Genomic DNA, 17,602 nt, shown 5'->3' on the forward strand with positions numbered 1-17,602 from the left:
CGGTCCGTCGGTGACGGTGATCGGAACTTGCGGCTCGGGCTACGTTAGACGTCCGTCAAGGTCGAGTCAAGCCGGCCACTCGGAAGGGGCGACGCGCCTTCGCCGCCCTGAGTAACGTCAGTGCCCCGCCCCGGAACGTGGGCGGGTGGGGGCGTTACAGGGGGTGGGCCGGGATGCCGGTGGCCATGGTCGAAGCGGTCGTGCTCGGGCGACGCAACGAACAGCGGAACGAGAAGTACCAGAAGCGGCGCAAGAAGCTGGAGCGTCACCTCAAGCAGGAGAACGCGGCGCAGGACGAGACCCGTACTGCTGTCTACGAGGAGGCGCTGGTCCCCTTCCGGCAGGTCTTCGAGCGGCTGAAGCGGGTGGACCTCGCCGAGCTGGCACCGGTCGGCGATGCCTCGTCGGAGCCTGCGGTGGCCGATGTGGAGCTGCGTGCGCTGCAGGACGCGGCAGTGGCGGCGGTGGCGTCCGTGGCTGCCGGTGCGGTCGCGGGTGCCGGGGTGGGGGCTGTGACGTTCGCGGCGGTGGGGGCTTTTGCCACCGCGTCCACCGGGGCCGCGATCTCCGGGCTGTCTGGTGCCGCGGCCACGAGTGCGACGCTGGCGTGGCTGGGTGGTGGTTCGCTCGCGGCCGGGGGCGGCGGCGTGGCCGCCGGGACCATGGTGCTGACCGCGGCGATCGCCGCTCCCGCGCTGCTGGTGACCGGGGTGCTGCTGGAGTGGCGGGGCCGGACGGTCCGCGAGGAGCAGCAGAAGGTCGCCAAGCAGATAGAAGAGGCCGAGGCGGCGCTCACGGAGGCCCGGGCGGTCCTCTCGCCCGTCTTCCGGCGCAGCCGGGAGCTGCGTCTTCTGCTGAAGGAGCTGGCGCGGGCCATGGCGGCCCGGCAGGGGCTCTTCGCCGAGACCGTCGACCGCTGTGACGACTATGCGGTGTACGGGCTGGGTGAGCGGGTCCTCGTGAAGGAGATGTTCGACCTGGCGGTGGCGATGGTGACGGTCCTGGGTACGCCGCCGGCGGGTGAGGACGGGCACGTCAGCGAGGTGTCGGGACGGGTGATCGGCGAGGTGCGGGCCAAGCTCGACGCGCTGGGGGCGGCCGCGTGAGCCGTGCGGACGCGGACCGGGCCGCGCGGGCGGCGGAGGCGGCCTGGGTGGTGGCCGACCACGCGACCCGTGGGTTCGCGGCGGCGACGTACGAGACGCTGGCGGCGCGGGAGACGGTGGAACGGCTGGCGCGGCGCTATGTGGACGTCGGGAACGCGCAGCGGGCCGGCTACCTCTTCGAGGTGCGGCACGCGCTGTCCTTCAACCAGGCCGCGGCCCGGGCGGGGACCGATGTCCGGGCGCTCGTGTCGGAGTGGATGCCGGGCGGGTCGCAGACCGCGAAGGCCGACATCCGTCTGGTGGCCGGGGGCCGGGTGGTCGGCGAGGTGCAGGCCAAGCTGATGGATTCGGTGTCGGGTACGGCGTACCAGGTGCAGCGCGCCGACTACGCGGGGATGACGCGGCTGGTGGCCGGGGACCGGGTGGCGGACGTGGACAGCCTGCTCGGGCGGCGGCTGGCGATGGCTCCCGAGGGGGTGGGCTTTGAGGACTACGCCGATGCGCACCGGCACCTCGCCGACCGGATCGAGTACGGCGGTGTCTCGTCCCGTCCGGTGGATCTGGCAGATGCCCGCCGCACCGCGCTGGATCCGGAGCGGTGGGTGCGGGGCGAGGCTCTGAGGGCGGCCGGCAAGGAGGCGGCGGTGGCTGCCGGGGCGGCGGCTGTGACGGGCGGGGCGGTCGCCGGGCTGGTGGGTGCGGCAGGTGAGCTGGCCCGGGTCCGGGCAGGTGAGACGTCGGCGGCGCAGGCTGCGTTGACGTCGGCCGGGGCGGCGGCCCGGGGTGCGGCCCGTTCGGGGGCGCTGGCCGGGCTGTCGTCGGCAGTGCGGACCGCCGGCCGGGCGGGGCGGCTGCCCGCGGCCTTCGGCGGCTCGCACCTGGCCTCGGCGACGGCCGGGGCGGCGCTGGCCGTGACGGGTGCGGCGGTCGAGCTGGCCCGGGGTGACATCGACGCGGGCGAGTTCGCGGCGCGCGGGGCGGAGGCGGCGCTGCGGGCCACGCTGACGTGGGCGTGCGGCACGGTGGCGCAGACGGTGATCCCGGTGCCGGTGGTCGGGGCGATGGCCGGTGCGCTGGTCGGGCAGGCTGCGGGGACGGTGATCGTTCAGGCGCTGCAGGCGGGGCTGATGATCGTCCGGGGTGGTGGCGGCGCCGGGGCGGAAACCCTCGAACACGAGCTGCTCGCCGCGTCGTTGACCACGGGCCTGCTGGCGGAGGCGGCCGCTTCGCTGGGGCCGCGGACCCATGTGCGGGAGACGGTGCTGCCGGCGCTGGCGGGGGTGCGCGGGGAGCTGACCGGTACGGATCCTGCCGGGGCGCTGGACGGTCTGGCGGAGCTGACCGGCCGTCATGCGGGGCTGCCGTGGCAGCTGACGCCGGAGGAGTTCGACACCTGGATGGCGGAGAGCGACCAGCCGCTGGTACTGGATCCCAACTGGTAGGCGGACCGGTGGTGTTCGGCTGCGGGTGGCGGGCGCGGGCGGGTGCGGACGGGTGTTGCCGGCGCACCCGCCGCCGGGCCCGGTGCATGCGCCGGGGGTCAGGGAGGAGCAGGATGGGGGCATGTCCGAGCGATTCACCAGCCGTGTCCTTGACCTTGCCACCGGCCGTGCGGAGACCGTCACCGATCTGACGCGGCACTGCGAGCGGTTCCTGTCCGAGGCGGCCGCCGGGCGGGACGGGCTGCTCAACGTGTTCGTCCCGCACGCCACGGCGGGCGTCGCCGTGATCGAGACGGGGGCGGGGAGCGACGACGACCTGCTCGCCGCGCTCCACACCCTGCTGCCCGCCGACGACCGCTGGCGGCACCGGCACGGTTCGCCGGGCCACGGTCGCGATCACGTCCTGCCGGCGTTCGTGCCGCCGCACGCCACCCTGCCGGTGATCGGCGGGCGGCTCCAGCTGGGCACGTGGCAGTCGGTGTGCCTCGTCGACACCAACAGGGACAACCCGGAGCGGCAGGTCAGGCTGTCGTTCCTGGGGTGAGGAGCGGGCGGGACGGGATCACTCGTAGCGGTGGAGGAGCGAGTCGCGTTCGTCCTGGCGGATCCGGTCGAGGGTGAGGCCGGGGATGGCCAGGTGGGAGAGGCTGACCTCGGCGGAGCTGGGGACGGCGTCCTCGGCGAGCCACTCCCCCGGCTTCCATGCGCTGCTGCGCAGGAGGGCCTTCGGGCAGTGCTGGTAGGCCTCTTCGACCTCGACCACGATGGCGCTGCGCGGCGGCTTGCCGACGGAGGTGAGCTGCGCCAGGAGCCGCGGGTCGGCGGAGACGCAGGCGCGGCCGTTGACGCGGAGGGTGGTGGCGCGGCCGGGGATGACGAAGATGAGGCCGGCGCGGCCCGTCTCGACGATGTTGTGGGAGGTGTCGAGGCGCTTGTTGCCGGTGGCGTCGGGGATGGCGAGGGTGAACTCGTCGAGGACGGAGACGAATCCTGCGGGGCCGCCGCGGGGCGTGACGTCGCAGTGGCCTTCGGCGTCGGCGCTGGCGATGAAGACGAGCGAGGAGTGGGCGATGACCTCGCGGGCGACGTCGTGGATCCGGTCGACGGTCTTGCGGCGGGCCAGTTCGCTCGGGGCCTCGTAGAGGTCGCGGAGCTGGTCCGTGGTCTGGACGGCGGTGGACTTCAGGGCGTCGAAGACGCTGCCGGCGGGCGGCTGGTTGTCGGTCACGTACCGGCAATCTATACGACCCGTCCGACCGCCTGTTCGATGCGCGATGGAGTGGGGAACGTGGCGCGTCGGAAGCGGAATCGGCGGGGGCTCGTCGTGTACTGGAGGTTCGCGAAGGCCCGGACCGCTGTGGAGGACCCGCCGGCATGAGGAAGATCGTCTCGCAGTTCTTCGTTTCCCTGGACGGCGTCGTGGAGGCGCCCGACCAGTGGCATTTCCCCTACTTCAACGAGGAGATGGGCGCGGCCGTCGATGCCGCGTTCGGGGCGGCGGACACGCTGCTGCTCGGGCGCAGGACGTACGACAGCTTTGCCGGGGCCTGGCCGGAGCGGGAGGCGGCGGGCGGGGAGGACGCGCCGTTCGCGAAGCGGCTCGGGGACACCCGGAAGGTGGTGGTGTCGCACCAGGACCTGTCGTTCGCGTGGCGGAACTCCGAGCTGCTGGCCGGGGGTCTGGTGCCGGGAGTGGCGGCGCTGAAGGGCGAGCCGGGTGCCGGGTCGGTGGTGATGAGCGGGTCGGTTTCGGTGGTGCGCCAGCTCCTCGACGCGGGGCTGCTGGACGAGCTCCAGCTGTTCGTGCACCCCGTCGTGGTGCGGACCGGCGGGCGGCTGTTCGAGGAGGGGGGCGCACCGGTGCCGTTGCGGCTGCTGTCGTGCGAGACGTTCCATACGGGGGTGCTGCACGTGCGGTACGCGCCCGACGCGGGGCCTGCCGGGGCCACGTACGAGGACGCCAAGACCCATCTGCAGCAGGGGTCGTAGCGGCCGGGCGTACGGGCGGGGCGGGGCCCGCGTCGGGCGCGGGGGTGGCACGGGGCCGGTGGCGGTCAGGTGCGGGCCGCGCGCCAGAGGGTCAGGGCGCCGGCGGCCGGGACGATCCCGCAGACGGCGATGAGCAGGAGCAGTTCCATCGGGCCGATGCCCGAGGCGGCGAAGAGGAACGCGGCCAGGCCGACCAGGAGGGGGCCGCCGGCGGTGGTGGCCGCGGCGGCGGCCTTGCGGCGGGGGCTCCACCCGCGGGATCCGGCCAGCAGAACCAGGCCGGTGAGGAGGGCCGCGGCGCCGGCCAGCGGGTGGGCCAGGCCGAGGAGTCCGCCGCAGCCGAGCAGGGCGACGGTCAGCAGGATCCGGTTGCGGCTGTCGACGGGCCGGGGAGCGGCGGCGGCCGGGGCTGCCGGTACGGGCTCTTCGGCGAAGGCGGAGGCCGCGACCGTGCGGGGGTCGCCGAGCTGTTCGAGGACCTCGCGGATGCGGGTTTCGTCGTCGCCGGTGGTGGCGCCGATGTGCTCGCGGAGGTCGGCGATCAGTTCGGAGCGGCGCTCTGCGGGGAGAGCACTGCTCTCGCGCTCGACGGCGGCGAGGTAGTCGTGGACGAGCGGGTGTTCGGTGTGCATCACGAGGGCTCCCCCTGGGTGTCCTTGAGAAAGTGGTCGACTGCGTTGCGGAAGTGCGGCCAGGCCCGGGTGAACTCGGCCAGTGCCGCCCGGCCCCCGTCGGTCAGGGTGTAGTAGCGGCGCGGTGGTCCGCTGGGCGATTCGCGCAGCTGCGTGTCCACGAGCTCTTCCCTGCGGAGCCGGGACAGCAGGGGGTAGATCGTGCCCTGACTGGTCGTCATGACACTGACGGCGGACAGCTCTTCGAGGATCTCCACGCCGTACCGGGGGCCGTCCCGGAGCAGGGCGAGGACGCAGTACTCCAGCACGCCCTTGCGGACCTGACTGGGGACCCTGCCCTCCGCCCCTTCCATTGCGTTACCAGGAACCATGCAATGCAAGATAGCTCCGCAGGGTCCGCCGCACAAGCGGGACGCGCGGCTCCGGGGCCGCAGTGCACCGGTCCGCGCCGGTCGCTGCCGCCGGGCCGCCCGCGCGCGTCGCCGATACACCGCGGAACGATCGCTTTCCGCCGAATCCACGGTTTCCGCCACGAGACTCCCGCGGATCAGTAGCTTGAGCCCGCAGGAGTCCGGCACCGCGGGCACGAACCGGCGGGCCGGGCGTGATCAGCACGGCAAGGGAGTGGACGAGAATGGCGAACCTGGAAGTCTCCTTGAAGGACGCGATGACCTCGATCGAGGGCGCGCTGGGCGTGGCCCTCGTGGACTACACGAGCGGGATGGCACTGGGGACCCTGGGAGGCGGCAAGGACCTCGACCTCACGGTCGCCGCCGCCGGCAACACCGACGTGATCCGGGCGAAGGTCCGCACGATGGAACTGCTGGGCATGCAGGACGACATCGAGGACCTGCTGATCACCCTGGGCGGCCAGTACCACCTGATCCGGCTGCTCACGGGGCGCAACGGAGCCGGGCTCTTCCTCTACCTGGTGCTCGACAAGGGCAAGTCCAATCTGGCGATGGCCCGCCACCAGCTCAAGCGGATCGAAGCCGGGCTGGAGCTCTAGCGCCCGCTGCCGACGGCCCACGCATGCCCACGAATTGAAGAGTTCTTCAATTCCGCAGATCGAAATCTGGTCAACTGCGGGTCGGCGTGGGCCGCCGGGAAGCGACCATGGACCAAAGACCGCCGGACCCGCACCGCGTGCGGACCGCGGTCGTGGTCCGCTTGACAGCAACAGCAGGGACGCCGGTGGGAATGCAGGTACCGCTGTACCAGGCCAAGGCGGAGTTCTTCCGGATGCTCGGGCATCCGGTCCGGATTCGGGTGCTCGAACTCCTCCAGCACGGGCCCATGCCGGTCCGCGACCTTCTGAACGAGATCGACATCGAAGCGTCCAGCCTCTCCCAGCAGCTCGCGGTGCTGCGCCGGTCGGGCATCGTGGTCTCCACCCGGGAGGGCTCGACGGTGAGTTACGAACTCGCCGGCGGGGACGTCGCCGATCTGCTGCGGGCGGCCCGGCGGATCCTGACCGAGCTGCTGGCGGGGCGTACGGAACTGCTGACGGAGCTGCGGCAGACGGACTCGTCGCCCGCGTGACGACGAGGGGGCGGCGGCCGGGGCTTCCGCGGGGCAGGCGCGGTGTGACCCCGGGCCAACCCTGAGCAGACCCTAGGGGTCTCGGGTGTGGAGATCATCCGTGAGCCGGATGGGCGTACCCCGGGTGATCGGGGAGAGTCGGACCGTGACCTCGACCGCCGCTGCCTCCGTATCCGCCGCCCCCACGCGCCTGTTGGGGTCGTTCGTCCGTTTCACCGTGTGTGGTGGCGGGGTCGGGCTGCTGTCCAGCGGTGCGCTGGTGCTGGCGGACGGCCGGCTGCCGCTGGCGGTGGCCAACGCGGTGGTGGCGGTCGTGTCGACGCTGCTCGCCACGGAGTTGCACGCCCGGTTCGCGTTCGCCGGGTCCCGCCCGGGGCGGCGCGAGCACGTCCGTTCGGCGCTGACGGCGGCCGTCGGGTACCTGTTCACCACCGGGGCGCTGCTGGCCCTCCAGGCGCTGCTGCCGGATGCCCGGGCGTGGCTGACGCAGGCCGTGTACCTGGCGGCGTCGGCGCTGGCGGGGGTGGCGCGGTTCGCGGTGCTGCGGGCGGTGGTGTTCGCGGCGCGGCCGGCGGCCGGGCCCCGCAAGGCCGTCGTACGGACGCTTGAGGGGGCGAACAGCACGCGACCCGACGCGTTCGGCCTGTGTGCAGGCTGAACCCGTCGGGTCGCGGGGCGGTGCCGGCCATTGCGGCCGGCGGGGTCAGGCGGTGGCCGGTGCCGGCTCGTCGGCTGCGGTGCCGGTCTTCGTGCCGGCGTCTTCCTGCGCGTCCGCCGGGTGCGGGATGCGGTGCAGGCCGCGGCGGTCGTACAGGCGGGTGACGGCGAAGCCGAAGACCAGGGAGACGGCCAGGGCGATGCCCATGGCGGTCCAGCCGCGGGCAAGGCCCGCGTCGCCCTGGGCGTCGAAGTACAGGATAGCCCGCAGCCCGTCGGTGATCTGGCGCAGCGGCTCGAACGCGGACAGGGTCCGGAAGAACTCGGGCAGCGCGTGGATCGGCACGGTCGCGCCGGACGAGGGGACGGCCGCGGCGATGAACACGATGGTGGCCAGCAGCATGCCGGGAGTGCCGAAGGCGGCGAACAGGGCGAGCGCGCTGATGCCGACGACCATGATCGCGGCGACGGAGTAGACCCACAGCAGGCCGAGGTGGGAGGCGTCCATGTCGAGCAGGCCGACGGTGGCGACCTCGACGAGGGTGCCCATCACGACGGACAGGCCGGCCATGAGGACGCTGCCGATGGCCAGGGTGCGGACCCGGTTGGTGTGCCGGACCGGCATGCGCTGGCGGAACGGGCCGAAGTCGGCGTGCAGGTAGCCGAGCGCGGAGTCCAGCTGGGAGTTGACGACGTTGGCGCCGAGCATGCCGCAGACGACGAGGACGAGGGCGTAGTAGAAGGCGCTGAGACCCATCGCGCTGCGGTCGCCCAGGGGGTGGCCGTCGGCGACGGTGACCGTCACCGGGTCGGCGAGCATCAGCCGGGCGGCTGGCGGGAGCTGCGCCTTGGCGGCGGCGGCCTGCTTCAGGAGGTCCTGGCCGATCCGGGCGGAGGCGGTGTGGGCGGCCTTCTGGGAGGCCTGGCTCGCCATGGAGGAGCCGATGCTGCCGGCCGACTGGTTGGTCAGGACGGTGAGGCTCGGCGGGGCGGCCGGCTTCTGGGCGACCTGCTTCTGCTGCGCGGCGGCGGGCTTGCCCGCGGGGGCCTGGGCGCCGGCCGCGGCGGGCGGCGGGGCGAGCAGGCCGGTCACGGTGGCGCTGAAGTCCTTCGGGATCACCAGGGCGCCGTAGACCTTGCCCTGCCCGAGCTTCCGGTCGGCCTCGGCGCGGGTGAGGACCTGCCAGTCGATGCTGTCGTCGTCCTTCGCGGCCTTCTCGATGCCCGCGACGACCTGGGCGCCGGCGTCGACCTGCCTGCCGCCCGCCCGGGCGCCGGCGTCCTCGTTGACGAGGGCCACGGGCAGGTCCCGGAGGTCACCTCTCGGGTTGACGTTGCCGCCGACGTACAGCAGGGCGAAAAGCATCGAGACCACGGCGGCGATCAGTCCGGTTCCGAGCCACAGCCGGGGGCTGCGGAGCACGGAGGGGGGCGTGGGCGTAGGCATCGTTTCTCCGGTGCGGTGACAGGTCGTTACTGGATACTGAGGATATCCAGTAACTGGATAGTGGCAGTATCTTGTAGGGGTGTCCAATCGACCGGCAGGATGGGCGGGCCCCGCGGACGCGGGGTGCGGGTGACGGGCCGCACGAACGGCAAGGAGGCCGCATGAAGATCTCGCAGCTGAGCCGCCGCACCGGTGTGCCGGTGGCGAGCATCAAGTACTTCCGGCGCGAGGGGCTGCTGCCCGCGGGCCGGGCCACGGCGGCGACGCTCGCCGAGTACGGCGAGGAGCACGTCGAGCGGCTCCGGCTGATCAAGGCGCTGACCACGCTGGGCGGGCTGTCCATCGCCGCCACGCGCGAGGTGCTGGGCGCGGTGGACCACGCGCACAGTACGGAGAGTGCGCTCGGGGCGATCAGCTACGCCCTGCCGGTGCCGGTCGCGGCCCAGCCGGCCGGCGGCACCGAGGAGGAGGCGCAGGCGGCGGCGTCGGCGCAGGCCGAGGTGGCGGCCTTGATCGGCGCGATGGGCTGGGAGGCGCCGGACACCTCCCCGCACGTGCAGGGGCTGGCCGCGGCGCTGAAGGAGCTGCGTCGGCTGGAGGCCGGGTACACGCCCGGCGAGCTGGCCGCGTACGCCGCGCTGGCCGAGTCGGTGGCCCGGCTGGACCTGGAGCGCGCCGCCCCGCTGGACGATCCGGTGGCACTGGCCGAGAGAGCAGTGATCGTCTTTGCGATCTGTGCTCCGGTCTTCGAGCTGCTGCGGCGGCTCGCCCAGGAGGACCAGGTCCGCCGCCGGGCGGCCCGGACGGACGACGCGCCGGGCTGCTAGGGATCGGGCCTTCTATAACTGGTGCATGACACTGCACTGGAAGCTGGTCGTGGACTGTGCGGACGCCCCCGCGCTGGCGGATTTCTGGGCGGCGGCCCTGGAGTACGAGGTCGAGGATCCGGGCCCGCTCATCGCGGAGCTGCTGGTCACGGACCGGATCGGGCCGGAGGCGGTCGCCGAGCACCGCGGGCGGCGGGTGTTCCGGGGGTACGCGGCGATCCGCCACCCCGAGGACCCGTACGACGAGGCGAGCGGTGTCGGGCACGGGCGGCGGCTGCTCTTCCAGGAGGTGCCGGAGCCGAAGTCCGGCAAGAACCGTCTGCACATCGACGTCCACGGCGGGCCCGGCGGCCTCGGCGCCCTCGTCACCCGGCTGGAGGAACTGGGCGCGGTACGGGTCCGCGAGGTCGACCACGGGCCGGCCGGCCACTGGTGGGTGATGCGGGACCCGCAGGGCAACGAGTTCTGCGCGACCTAACGCGCAGGCGGGGCCGGGAGGGTGAGGGTGGCCGGGGTGGGGCCGTCGGGGCGGACGGTGATGCCGAACGAGGTGCCGGACGGGGTGGTGCGGAACTGCGGGACGTACCCGGGCAGCAGAAGTTCGAGGAGGTCGGTGGACTCGCGCAGGGCGAACTGGGTGCCGAGGCAGGCGCGCGGGCCGATGCCGAAGGGCAGGTAGCCGCCCGGCCCGGTGGGGCGGCGGCCCGGGGCGGTGAACCGCCGCGGGTCGAAGGCCTCCGGGTCCGGCCACAGCTCCGGGTCGCGGTGCGTGAGGTAGGGGCAGACCAGGACGTCGGTGCCGGCGGGCACGGCGTATCCGGCGAGTACGTCGTCCTGCGGGGCGTGCCGGGGCAGGATCCACGCGGACGGGTAGAGCCGGAGGGTTTCCGAGACGAGGGCCTGGACGGCCCGGCGGCGCTCGGGTGAGCCGGCCGGGCCGGCGGCGAGGGCGTCGGCGCGGGCCTGCGGGTGCCGGTCCAGGAGCAGGTGGAGCCAGGTCAGGGTGGTGGCGGTGGTCTCGTGGCCGGCGACGAGCAGGGTGACCAGTTCGTCGCGGATCAGCGCGTCGGTGTACTCGGGGCGGGTGCCGGAGGCGTCGACGAGGACGTGCAGCAGGCCGGGGCCGTCCGGGCCGGCGCTCCCGCGGCGGGCGGCGGCCACCGCGTGGCGGGCGACGGCGTCGATCCGGGCGAGCTCGGCGGCGACGGCCGGGGGTGGCGTGACCGGAGCCGGAGCGGAAGCGGTACCGGCTGCGCCCGGGCTGCCGGAGCCGGTCGCGGGCAGGGTGGGGAGGGCGGCCATGACGTCCGTGACCGAGCCCAGGGCGCCTTCCGTGGCCGGGTCGAGGGGGTGGCCGGTGAGGCAGCGCCAGATGGTGTCCAGGGCGAAGCGGCGCATCTCCGCGCCGAGGTCGAACTCCTCCCCCGTCCGCGCGTACGTCTCCCACCGGGCGGCGGCGGTGCGGGCCGCGGCGGCGATCCGGTGTTCGTGGCGGCGCATCCCGGGTCCGGTGAACTGACCCTGGAGGAGCTTGCGTTGACGCTGCCAGGCGTCGCCGGTGGCGGCGAGAACGCCGTCGCCCACCAGCATCCGCGCGCGGTGGGAGCGTTTGACGTAGCGGTCCGGGTGCAGGGCCAGAACGTGCTGGACGGCGCGCGGGTCGGTCACCAGGACGGTGCGCCGCCCGCCGACGGAGAAGGCGGCCACGCCGCCGGCCCGCTCGCGGACCCGGGCGAGGAGGCCGGCCAGGTGACCGCCCTCGTCCTGCCACCGGCGGACCGCGGCGGCGTCCGCCTCCGGAAGGACTGCGGCCGCGGCAGCCGTGGCTGCGGCCTCGCCGGCGGTGCCGGCGGGGTCGGCGGGGTCGGCGGCGGCATCCGGAAGCGGAACGGGAGCAAGGGCGGGGGCGGGACCGGTTCCGGCAGGGGTGACCACGGGGCTGCTCTCCTCTGTCTGTCCTGGTGCGACGACCGGGTGGCGCGCCGGCCGGGACGGACTGTACGGGAGCGGACACGGAGGGTGGAAGGCCGCATCGGGCGCGGCGCGGGGCCGTGCGGAAGGGGCAGCGGAGCCGGGCCTGTGCACCCGTTCGGCCGCTGGTCGGGGGAACCTCCGCCGCGGAGCGTGGCGGCCGGCGGCTGCGGTGGTATCCCGTTCGGCATGCAGCAGCCCCACGTGTCCCCTTTCCTGCGCACGGCGGCGGCGTACGCCTGGCGCCTGCTGGTCGTCGGCGCCGCGGTGTACGCGGTCTTCGCGGTGCTGGGCCGGTTCCACGAGATCGGGGTGGCTCTGTTCCTGGCGCTGGTCGGCACCGCGCTGCTGCGGCCGGTCGCGAACCTGGTGGCGCGCGGGCTGCCGCGCGGGCTCGCCGTCGCGGTCACGCTGGTCGGCGGTATCGCGCTGGTGCTGGGCGTGCTGGCGCTGGTGGGCGAGGCGGTGGCCGGGGAGAGCACGACGCTGGTGCGGGAGTTCCGGACGGGCATCGACCGGATCGAGGACTGGCTGGAGCGGCCGCCGTTCCGGCTGAATCCGGAGGCGCTGTCCGATGTGCAGGCGCGGATCGGGGAGTTCCTCTCCAGTCACCGCTCGACGCTGCTGAGCCGGGCGGTGAGCGGGGCCGGGCAGTTGGTGCACGTGCTGACGGCGCTGGCGCTGGCGCTGTTCGCGTCGGTGTTCTTCATCCATGCGGGCGACCGGCAGTGGGCGTGGTTCTGCGGCCAGCTGCCCGCGGGCGTGCGGACCCGGTGGGACCTGGCGGGGCGGGCGGCCTGGCGCACGTTCACCGGGTACACGCACGGGATCGTGCTGGTCGCGGCGGTGAACGCGGTGCTGGTGGGGGTGGCGCTGTCCCTGCTCGGGGTGCCGCTGGCCGTGCCGCTGGCACTGCTGGAGTTCTTCGCCGCGTTCGTCCCGCTGATCGGTTCGCCGGTGGCGCTGGCGGTGGCGGCGGTGGTGGCGCTGGCGGCGGAGGGGCCGCTGACGGCCGCGGTCGTGGTCGCGCTGATCGTCGTGATCGGGCAGATCGAGGGGCACCTTCTGCACCCTCTGGTGATGAGCTGGGCGGTGCGGCTGCACCCGCTGGTGGTCGCCGTCTCGGTGCTCGCCGGGACCACGGCGGCGGGCATCGTGGGGGCGGTGGTCGCGGTGCCGCTGGTATCGGTGGTGTGGTCGGTTCACCTGGCGTTGCGGGAGGCCCGCAGGGCGGCGCTGCCCGAGGGGGCAGGGGGTGGCCCGGCCGCCGGAGGCGCCCTGCACAGCACGTAGGGTGGCCCGATGGATATCTCCTTGCTCTCTCGTCCTTTCCGGCTGCTCGTGACCGGAGGGGGGACCGGCGGGCACACGTACCCGGCGCTGACGGCGGTCCGTACCCTCCAGCGGCGGCTCGCGGCTTCGGGCGGTTCGGTCGACGTGCTCTGGATCGGTACGCCCGACGGGCTCGAGGCACGGGTCGCGCCCGCGGAGGGCATTGCGTTCACGACGGTCGCCACCGGCAAGATCCGGCGTTCGGCGAACCCGCTGAAGATGCTGTCGGCGGCGAACATGAAGGACATGGCGAAGGTGCCGCTGGGTGTGGCGCAGGCGCGGAAGATCGTGTCCGAGTTCCAGCCGGACGTGGTCCTGGCGACGGGCGGATACGTGGCCGTGCCGGCGGGGCTGGCGGCGCGGATGTGCAAGCGCCCGCTGGTGCTGCACGAGCAGACGGTGCGGCTGGGTCTGGCCAACCGGAAGCTGGCGGGTTCGGCGACCCGGATCGCGGTGTCGTCCGAGTCCTCGCTCGAACTGCTGCCGGCGGACGTGCGGGCGTCGGCCGTGGTCACGGGCAACCCGGTGCGGCCCGAGGTGCTGGCCGGGCACCCGGACAAGGCGGTGGCGGCGCTCGGTCTGCACGGCTTCGACCGGCGGCTGCCGACGGTGTACGTGACGGGTGGCGCTCAGGGGGCGCAGCAGATCAACGGCGTGGTGCGGGAATCCCTGCCGTGGCTGCTGTCGCACGCGAACGTGATCCACCAGTGCGGTCCGGCGAACGTGGCGGAGCTGCAGCAGTACGCGGCGGCGCTGGACCCGTACCTGGCGGGCCGCTACCACCTGACGGGCTTCGTCGGGCCGGAGCTGCCGGACGTGCTGGCGCTGGCCGACGTGGTGATCTCGCGCAGTGGTGCGGGCACGCTGGCGGAGCTGACGGCGCTGGGCAAGCCGGCGGTGTTCGTGCCGCTGGCGACGTCGGCGGGCAACGAGCAGGCGCACAATGCGCGGCACCTCGCGGATGCGGGGGCGGCCGTGGCGCTGCTCGGCGAGGTGACGGCCGGTGCGCTGCAGCAGGCGGTGGGGCCGCTGCTGACGGATCCGATGCGGCGTGCGGGCATGGCGGAGCGGGCCCGGGCGTACGGCCGTCCGGATGCGGCGGAGCGCCTGGTGGACGTACTGCTGCAGGCGGCGTCCGCGGGCTGACCGGGCACGCCCGACGGCGCCCGCGTGCCCGGCCGGAACACGGCCCGGGTGCGCGGGCGTCAGCGGAACGTCAGCGGAACGGCAGGGCGGGCGGCCAGCCTTCCCCGGTAGACCTGAACACCGGGGAGATGTCTCATGCAACGACGTACGTTCCTGAAGGGTGCCGTGGCGGGTGCGGCCGTGGCCGCGGTGCCGCTGGACATGATGCTGGCCGCCGAGGCGTCGGCGGCCGTGGGTTCCATCGCCGAGCTGCAGAGCGCGATCAACCGCGCGGTGCCCGGCGACCGGATCGTGGTCGCGGACGGCACGTACACGGTGCCGTCGGGCGGCATCGCCGTGTCGGGCCGCAACGGCACGACCAGCGCGCCGATCACGATCGTCGCGCAGACGCGGGGCGGCGTGGTCCTCCAGGGTGCGCGCAGCTTCGTCTTCGCCAACTCGTCGAACGTGACGGTCAGCGGGTTCGCGTTCCGGCAGAGCAGCACCCTGGCGATCCCGGCGAACTGCTCGCGGATCCGGCTGACGCGCAACGACTTCCGGTTCGCGGACGTCGCGGGGCTGGACTGGGTGCTCGTCGAGGGCGACGACGTCAAGATCGACCGGAACCGGTTCCACGACAAGACCACCGAGGGCATCTTCGTCGTGGTCGACGGCCCCGGTGAGACCGCGATGGCGCAGCGGCTGCACATCTTCAAGAACCACTTCTCCGACCACAGTTTCGCCGGCGAGAACGGCGGCGAGCCGATCCGCATCGGCTACAGCGGCCGGGCGCTGACGACCGCGGACGCGCTGGTGGAGTCCAACCTGTTCGAGCGGTGCGACGGCGATCCCGAGACGATCTCGGTGAAGTCCTCGGGCAACACCATCCGCCACAACACGATCCGCGACAGCCTGGGCGGCATCGTGCTGCGGCACGGCAACGGGACGACGGTGGAGGGCAATCACCTCCTCGGCGGCAAGGACGGCATCCGGCTGTACGGGAACGACCACGTGGTGGTCAACAACTACGCGGGCGGTCTGTCGGGCAAGGCGCTGGTCATCGGCAGCGGCAGCACGCGCGACCACCACCCGGGGGAGACCGAGGACGAGCGGCGGGGCAACGATGCCTGCGACCGGGCGGTCGTCGTCCACAACACCTTCGTGGGCAACGGGGGCGGCATCGCGGGCGAGACGCGGACCTACGAGCCGCGGAACGTGGTCGTGGCGGACAACCTGGTCGTCGGTGACGCGGGCAGCCTGGTGGCGATGGGCCGGACGACCGGGTTCACCTGGCAGAGCAACCTGCTGTGGGGCGCGGCCGGCAACGGCAACATCCCCGCGGGCGGCTTCTTCCGCGCGGACCCGGCGCTGGCCAGGGGGGCCGACGGGGTGTACCGGCTCACGGCGGGCAGCGCGGCGGTCAACCGGGCGACGCTGGCCGGTGTGTCCGTCCCCGAGGACATCGACGGGCACACGCGCAGCGGGACGCGGGACGTCGGCGCGGACGAGTTCTCGACGGCGGCCCCGGTGCGGCGTCCGCTGACGCCGGCGGACGTGGGCCCCGACGCGGCCTGACCCGCGCCGGCTCCGGCCCGTGCCGGGCGGCCCGTACGCGTCACTGCCGTACGGGCCGCCAGCCGAGCAGGTCGCGGGCCTTGGTCTGGTTCCAGTGGCGGCCGGAGTCGTCGCCGGTGATGTGGAAGACCTCGTAGCCGTGCCGGTGGTCGAGGGCGGCGAGTACGGCGCGGGTCAGGTCCGTGGCGGCGAGGGCGGGGATCATCGTGCCGTCGGCGGTGCGGCGGGCGGACTGGGCGACGCCGGGCAGCGACCAGTCGGGCCAGGCCTCGTCGGTGGTGGGCCAGGCCAACCGCAGGACGGTGGCGGTCATGTCCCATTCCTCGGTGGCGGCCCGGCAGACCTGTTCGGCCAGCCGCTTGGTGAGCCCGTACAGGTCGGTGGCGTCGGGCGGCACGGTCTCGTCGAGCGGGCGGTCGGCCAGGTCCCGGAAGACGGACAGGCTGCTGAACAGCACGGCGTGCCGGACTCCGGCCCGGTGGGCGGCCTGCAGGGTGAGGTGCACGGACGTCACGTTGACCTCGAAGGACCGGGCGGCGGCGGCCGGCCCGTCCTCGTGGGCGGGTGCCAGGGCGGCGTGCACGACCGCGTCGACTCCCTTGAGGGCCCGGTCCAGGGCGGCGGGATCGTCCGCGGTGCCGGGCACGTGGTCATGGGGACCGGCGGGCGGCCGGGGGTCGAGGACGCGGACGTCGTGCCGCTGTGCGAGGCCCGGCAGCACCAGGCTGCCGACGTGTCCGGATCCGCCGATCACCAGGATGGTCATGGGCCGAAGCTAGCCGACGGTTCCGGGCGGGGTGCCCGGTTCGGCGGAATCCGCGGGGAACCGGTTGATCCGTCCCGGACGTCGTGATCGGAAACGTCCCCTGCAGAATCGAGGCCCTGTCATGCGTCCCGCCCGCCGTACCGTGCTGGCCGCCCTCGGAGCGGGTGCCGGCGCCGTGCTCACCGCAGCCGTCCCCGTCTCGGCCGCCGCACCCGCGGCCGCCCCGGCGCCGGGAGGTGCCGTACGGAGAGGGCGTGCGCGGGGCGGGGTCGGGCGGGTGCTGGCCGGGCTGGAGCGCGAGCACGGGGCCCGGCTCGGCGTGTGGGCGTGGGACACCGGCAGCGGCCGGGTGGTGGCGCACCGGGCGGACGAGCTGTTCCCGATGTGCTCGGTGTTCAAGACCCTCGCCTCCGCCGCCGTGCTGCGCGATCTGGACCGCGACGGTGCGTTCCTGGCCCGCCGGATCCGCTACACGCAGGCCGACGTCGACCGGTCCGGCCACTCCCCGTGGACGAAGGACCACGTCGCCGACGGCCTGACCGTCGGCGAGCTGTGCCGGGTGGCGATCACCCACAGCGACAACACGGCGGCCAACCTGGTCCTGCGGGAACTCGGCGGCCCGACCGCCGTGACCCGCTTCGCCCGGTCGCTCGGCGACCGGGTCACGCGTCTGGACCGCTGGGAGCCCGAGCTGAACAGCGCCGAGCCGGACCGGGTCACCGACACCACCAGCCCGCGCGCCATCGGCCGCACGTACGCCCGGCTGGTGCTGGGGGACGGACTCGGCCGCGGCGACCGGGAGCTGCTCACGGGCTGGCTGCGCGCCAACACGACGAGCAGCGCCCGGTTCCGGAAGGGGCTGCCGCCGGAGTGGGTGCTGGGCGACAAGACCGGCGGCGGCTGGTACGGCACCAACAACGACGTCGGGATCGCGTGGCCGCCGCACCGGGCGCCGCTGGTGCTGGCGGTCCTGACGACGAAGCCGGACCGCGCGGCGGCGGCGGACGACGCGCTGGTGGCACGCACGGCGGAGGTGCTGGCCGGGGTGCTGTGACCGTGGGCGGGGTGCCGGGGTCCGGGGCGCCGGGGTCCGGGGCGGCGTCGCGCACACGCAACCCGGCCGGCGCCGGGCACCGGGCTCTGCCCGGACCCGCGCCTCAAACGCCGGCGGGGCTGGAGGTTGCCCCCGGT

Annotated in this window: 19 protein-coding genes; 13 read left to right on the forward strand and 6 right to left on the reverse strand. The window is 74.0% G+C overall.

Features of this window, described 5'->3' with window-relative positions:
• Nucleotides 1–173 precede the first annotated feature (173 nt).
• The 3 genes from LG634_RS23040 (at nt 174) to LG634_RS23050 (ending at nt 3,092) form a co-directional block, all read left to right on the forward strand.
• Nucleotides 174–1,106, forward strand: coding sequence for a hypothetical protein (locus LG634_RS23040; protein WP_226735835.1), 933 nt, complete (start codon nt 174–176; stop codon nt 1,104–1,106).
• On the forward strand, nt 1,103–2,548 hold the full coding sequence (locus LG634_RS23045; protein ID WP_226735836.1) for a hypothetical protein: 1,446 nt from the start codon (nt 1,103–1,105) through the stop codon (nt 2,546–2,548). The genes LG634_RS23040 and LG634_RS23045 overlap by 4 nt, the downstream gene beginning before the upstream one ends.
• Nucleotides 2,549–2,669: 121 nt before the next feature.
• Complete coding sequence (locus LG634_RS23050; RefSeq protein WP_226735837.1) at nt 2,670–3,092, forward strand: YjbQ family protein; 423 nt, start codon at nt 2,670–2,672, stop codon at nt 3,090–3,092.
• An 18-nt stretch (nt 3,093–3,110) separates the two neighbouring features.
• Here the strand turns inward: LG634_RS23050 and LG634_RS23055 are convergent, their stop codons facing one another.
• Nucleotides 3,111–3,776, reverse strand: coding sequence for an MSMEG_1061 family FMN-dependent PPOX-type flavoprotein (locus tag LG634_RS23055; RefSeq protein ID WP_226735838.1), 666 nt, complete (start codon nt 3,774–3,776; stop codon nt 3,111–3,113).
• A gap of 146 nt (nt 3,777–3,922) precedes the next feature.
• Between LG634_RS23055 and LG634_RS23060 the strand changes: the two genes are divergently transcribed.
• The gene (locus LG634_RS23060) at nt 3,923–4,537 is read left to right on the forward strand and encodes a dihydrofolate reductase family protein (RefSeq protein WP_226735839.1); all 615 of its coding nucleotides are present in this window, start codon (nt 3,923–3,925) and stop codon (nt 4,535–4,537) included.
• 65 nt (nt 4,538–4,602) lie between these two features.
• Here LG634_RS23060 and LG634_RS23065 read toward each other — a convergent pair whose 3' ends face one another.
• Nucleotides 4,603–5,169: an HAAS signaling domain-containing protein gene (locus LG634_RS23065; protein ID WP_226735840.1), complete on the reverse strand. Its 567-nt coding sequence runs from the start codon at nt 5,167–5,169 to the stop codon at nt 4,603–4,605.
• The gene (locus LG634_RS23070; protein ID WP_226735841.1) at nt 5,169–5,540 is read right to left on the reverse strand and encodes a PadR family transcriptional regulator; all 372 of its coding nucleotides are present in this window, start codon (nt 5,538–5,540) and stop codon (nt 5,169–5,171) included. Before LG634_RS23070 ends, LG634_RS23065 begins: the two co-directional genes overlap by 1 nt.
• A 263-nt stretch (nt 5,541–5,803) precedes the next feature.
• On the opposite strand from LG634_RS23070, the gene LG634_RS23075 reads away from it, so the two are divergent.
• The 3 genes from LG634_RS23075 to LG634_RS23085 all read left to right on the forward strand — a co-directional run bounded on the left by LG634_RS23075 (nt 5,804) and on the right by LG634_RS23085 (nt 7,369).
• Nucleotides 5,804–6,178 (forward strand): hypothetical protein, encoded by a 375-nt coding sequence (locus LG634_RS23075; RefSeq protein ID WP_226735842.1) that lies wholly within the window; start codon nt 5,804–5,806, stop codon nt 6,176–6,178.
• A gap of 191 nt (nt 6,179–6,369) precedes the next feature.
• On the forward strand, nt 6,370–6,711 hold the full coding sequence (locus LG634_RS23080) for an ArsR/SmtB family transcription factor (protein WP_226735843.1): 342 nt from the start codon (nt 6,370–6,372) through the stop codon (nt 6,709–6,711).
• A 145-nt stretch (nt 6,712–6,856) separates the two neighbouring features.
• Entirely contained in the window at nt 6,857–7,369 is a 513-nt protein-coding gene (locus tag LG634_RS23085) for a GtrA family protein (protein WP_226735844.1), read from the forward strand.
• Nucleotides 7,370–7,414: 45 nt separating this feature from the next.
• Here the strand turns inward: LG634_RS23085 and LG634_RS23090 are convergent, their stop codons facing one another.
• On the reverse strand, nt 7,415–8,815 hold the full coding sequence (locus LG634_RS23090; RefSeq protein WP_226735845.1) for a DUF3533 domain-containing protein: 1,401 nt from the start codon (nt 8,813–8,815) through the stop codon (nt 7,415–7,417).
• Nucleotides 8,816–8,976: 161 nt separating this feature from the next.
• Between LG634_RS23090 and LG634_RS23095 the strand changes: the two genes are divergently transcribed.
• Both LG634_RS23095 and LG634_RS23100 read left to right on the forward strand, forming a co-directional pair.
• Entirely contained in the window at nt 8,977–9,642 is a 666-nt protein-coding gene (locus LG634_RS23095) for a MerR family transcriptional regulator (RefSeq protein WP_226735846.1), read from the forward strand.
• Nucleotides 9,643–9,667: 25 nt separating this feature from the next.
• On the forward strand, nt 9,668–10,120 hold the full coding sequence (locus LG634_RS23100) for a VOC family protein (protein ID WP_226735847.1): 453 nt from the start codon (nt 9,668–9,670) through the stop codon (nt 10,118–10,120).
• Here the strand turns inward: LG634_RS23100 and LG634_RS23105 are convergent.
• Nucleotides 10,117–11,577, reverse strand: a complete 1,461-nt coding sequence (locus tag LG634_RS23105; RefSeq protein WP_226735848.1) for a cytochrome P450 — start codon at nt 11,575–11,577, stop codon at nt 10,117–10,119. The genes LG634_RS23100 and LG634_RS23105 overlap by 4 nt on opposite strands.
• Before the next feature lie 225 nt (nt 11,578–11,802).
• Here LG634_RS23105 and LG634_RS23110 point away from each other — a divergent pair, with 225 nt between their 5' ends.
• The 3 genes from LG634_RS23110 to LG634_RS23120 all read left to right on the forward strand — a co-directional run bounded on the left by LG634_RS23110 (nt 11,803) and on the right by LG634_RS23120 (nt 15,645).
• Nucleotides 11,803–12,906, forward strand: a complete 1,104-nt coding sequence (locus LG634_RS23110; RefSeq protein WP_226735849.1) for an AI-2E family transporter — start codon at nt 11,803–11,805, stop codon at nt 12,904–12,906.
• A gap of 9 nt (nt 12,907–12,915) precedes the next feature.
• A complete protein-coding gene (locus LG634_RS23115; RefSeq protein WP_226735850.1) occupies nt 12,916–14,091 on the forward strand; it encodes a UDP-N-acetylglucosamine--N-acetylmuramyl-(pentapeptide) pyrophosphoryl-undecaprenol N-acetylglucosamine transferase in 1,176 nt (391 codons plus the stop codon).
• A 135-nt stretch (nt 14,092–14,226) separates the two neighbouring features.
• Nucleotides 14,227–15,645, forward strand: a complete 1,419-nt coding sequence (locus LG634_RS23120; RefSeq protein WP_226735851.1) for a polysaccharide lyase 6 family protein — start codon at nt 14,227–14,229, stop codon at nt 15,643–15,645.
• 40 nt (nt 15,646–15,685) lie between these two features.
• Here the strand turns inward: LG634_RS23120 and LG634_RS23125 are convergent, their stop codons facing one another.
• Complete coding sequence (locus tag LG634_RS23125; protein ID WP_226735852.1) at nt 15,686–16,411, reverse strand: NAD-dependent epimerase/dehydratase family protein; 726 nt, start codon at nt 16,409–16,411, stop codon at nt 15,686–15,688.
• Nucleotides 16,412–16,532: 121 nt separating this feature from the next.
• Between LG634_RS23125 and bla the strand changes: the two genes are divergently transcribed.
• A complete protein-coding gene (gene bla, locus LG634_RS23130) occupies nt 16,533–17,465 on the forward strand; it encodes a class A beta-lactamase (protein ID WP_226735853.1) in 933 nt (310 codons plus the stop codon).
• The last annotated feature ends 137 nt before the right edge of the window (nt 17,466–17,602 follow it).

Source organism: Streptomyces bambusae (genome assembly GCF_020532645.1).
GTDB lineage: Bacteria > Actinomycetota > Actinomycetes > Streptomycetales > Streptomycetaceae > Streptomyces > Streptomyces bambusae.

Bases quoted from the DNA above. Each gene is read 5' to 3' on its own strand.
- LG634_RS23040 (WP_226735835.1), top strand. From the start codon at position 174: ATGCCGGTGGCCATGGTCGAAGCGGTCGTGCTCGGGCGACGCAACGAA.
- LG634_RS23050 (WP_226735837.1), top strand. From the start codon at position 2,670: ATGTCCGAGCGATTCACCAGCCGTGTCCTTGACCTTGCCACCGGCCGT.
- LG634_RS23060 (WP_226735839.1), top strand. From the start codon at position 3,923: ATGAGGAAGATCGTCTCGCAGTTCTTCGTTTCCCTGGACGGCGTCGTG.
- LG634_RS23065 (WP_226735840.1), bottom strand. From the start codon at position 5,169: ATGCACACCGAACACCCGCTCGTCCACGACTACCTCGCCGCCGTCGAG.
- LG634_RS23070 (WP_226735841.1), bottom strand. From the start codon at position 5,540: ATGGTTCCTGGTAACGCAATGGAAGGGGCGGAGGGCAGGGTCCCCAGT.
- LG634_RS23075 (WP_226735842.1), top strand. From the start codon at position 5,804: ATGGCGAACCTGGAAGTCTCCTTGAAGGACGCGATGACCTCGATCGAG.
- LG634_RS23080 (WP_226735843.1), top strand. From the start codon at position 6,370: ATGCAGGTACCGCTGTACCAGGCCAAGGCGGAGTTCTTCCGGATGCTC.
- LG634_RS23090 (WP_226735845.1), bottom strand. From the start codon at position 8,815: ATGCCTACGCCCACGCCCCCCTCCGTGCTCCGCAGCCCCCGGCTGTGG.
- LG634_RS23095 (WP_226735846.1), top strand. From the start codon at position 8,977: ATGAAGATCTCGCAGCTGAGCCGCCGCACCGGTGTGCCGGTGGCGAGC.
- LG634_RS23100 (WP_226735847.1), top strand. From the start codon at position 9,668: ATGACACTGCACTGGAAGCTGGTCGTGGACTGTGCGGACGCCCCCGCG.
- LG634_RS23110 (WP_226735849.1), top strand. From the start codon at position 11,803: ATGCAGCAGCCCCACGTGTCCCCTTTCCTGCGCACGGCGGCGGCGTAC.
- LG634_RS23115 (WP_226735850.1), top strand. From the start codon at position 12,916: ATGGATATCTCCTTGCTCTCTCGTCCTTTCCGGCTGCTCGTGACCGGA.
- LG634_RS23120 (WP_226735851.1), top strand. From the start codon at position 14,227: ATGCAACGACGTACGTTCCTGAAGGGTGCCGTGGCGGGTGCGGCCGTG.
- LG634_RS23125 (WP_226735852.1), bottom strand. From the start codon at position 16,411: ATGACCATCCTGGTGATCGGCGGATCCGGACACGTCGGCAGCCTGGTG.
- bla (WP_226735853.1), top strand. From the start codon at position 16,533: ATGCGTCCCGCCCGCCGTACCGTGCTGGCCGCCCTCGGAGCGGGTGCC.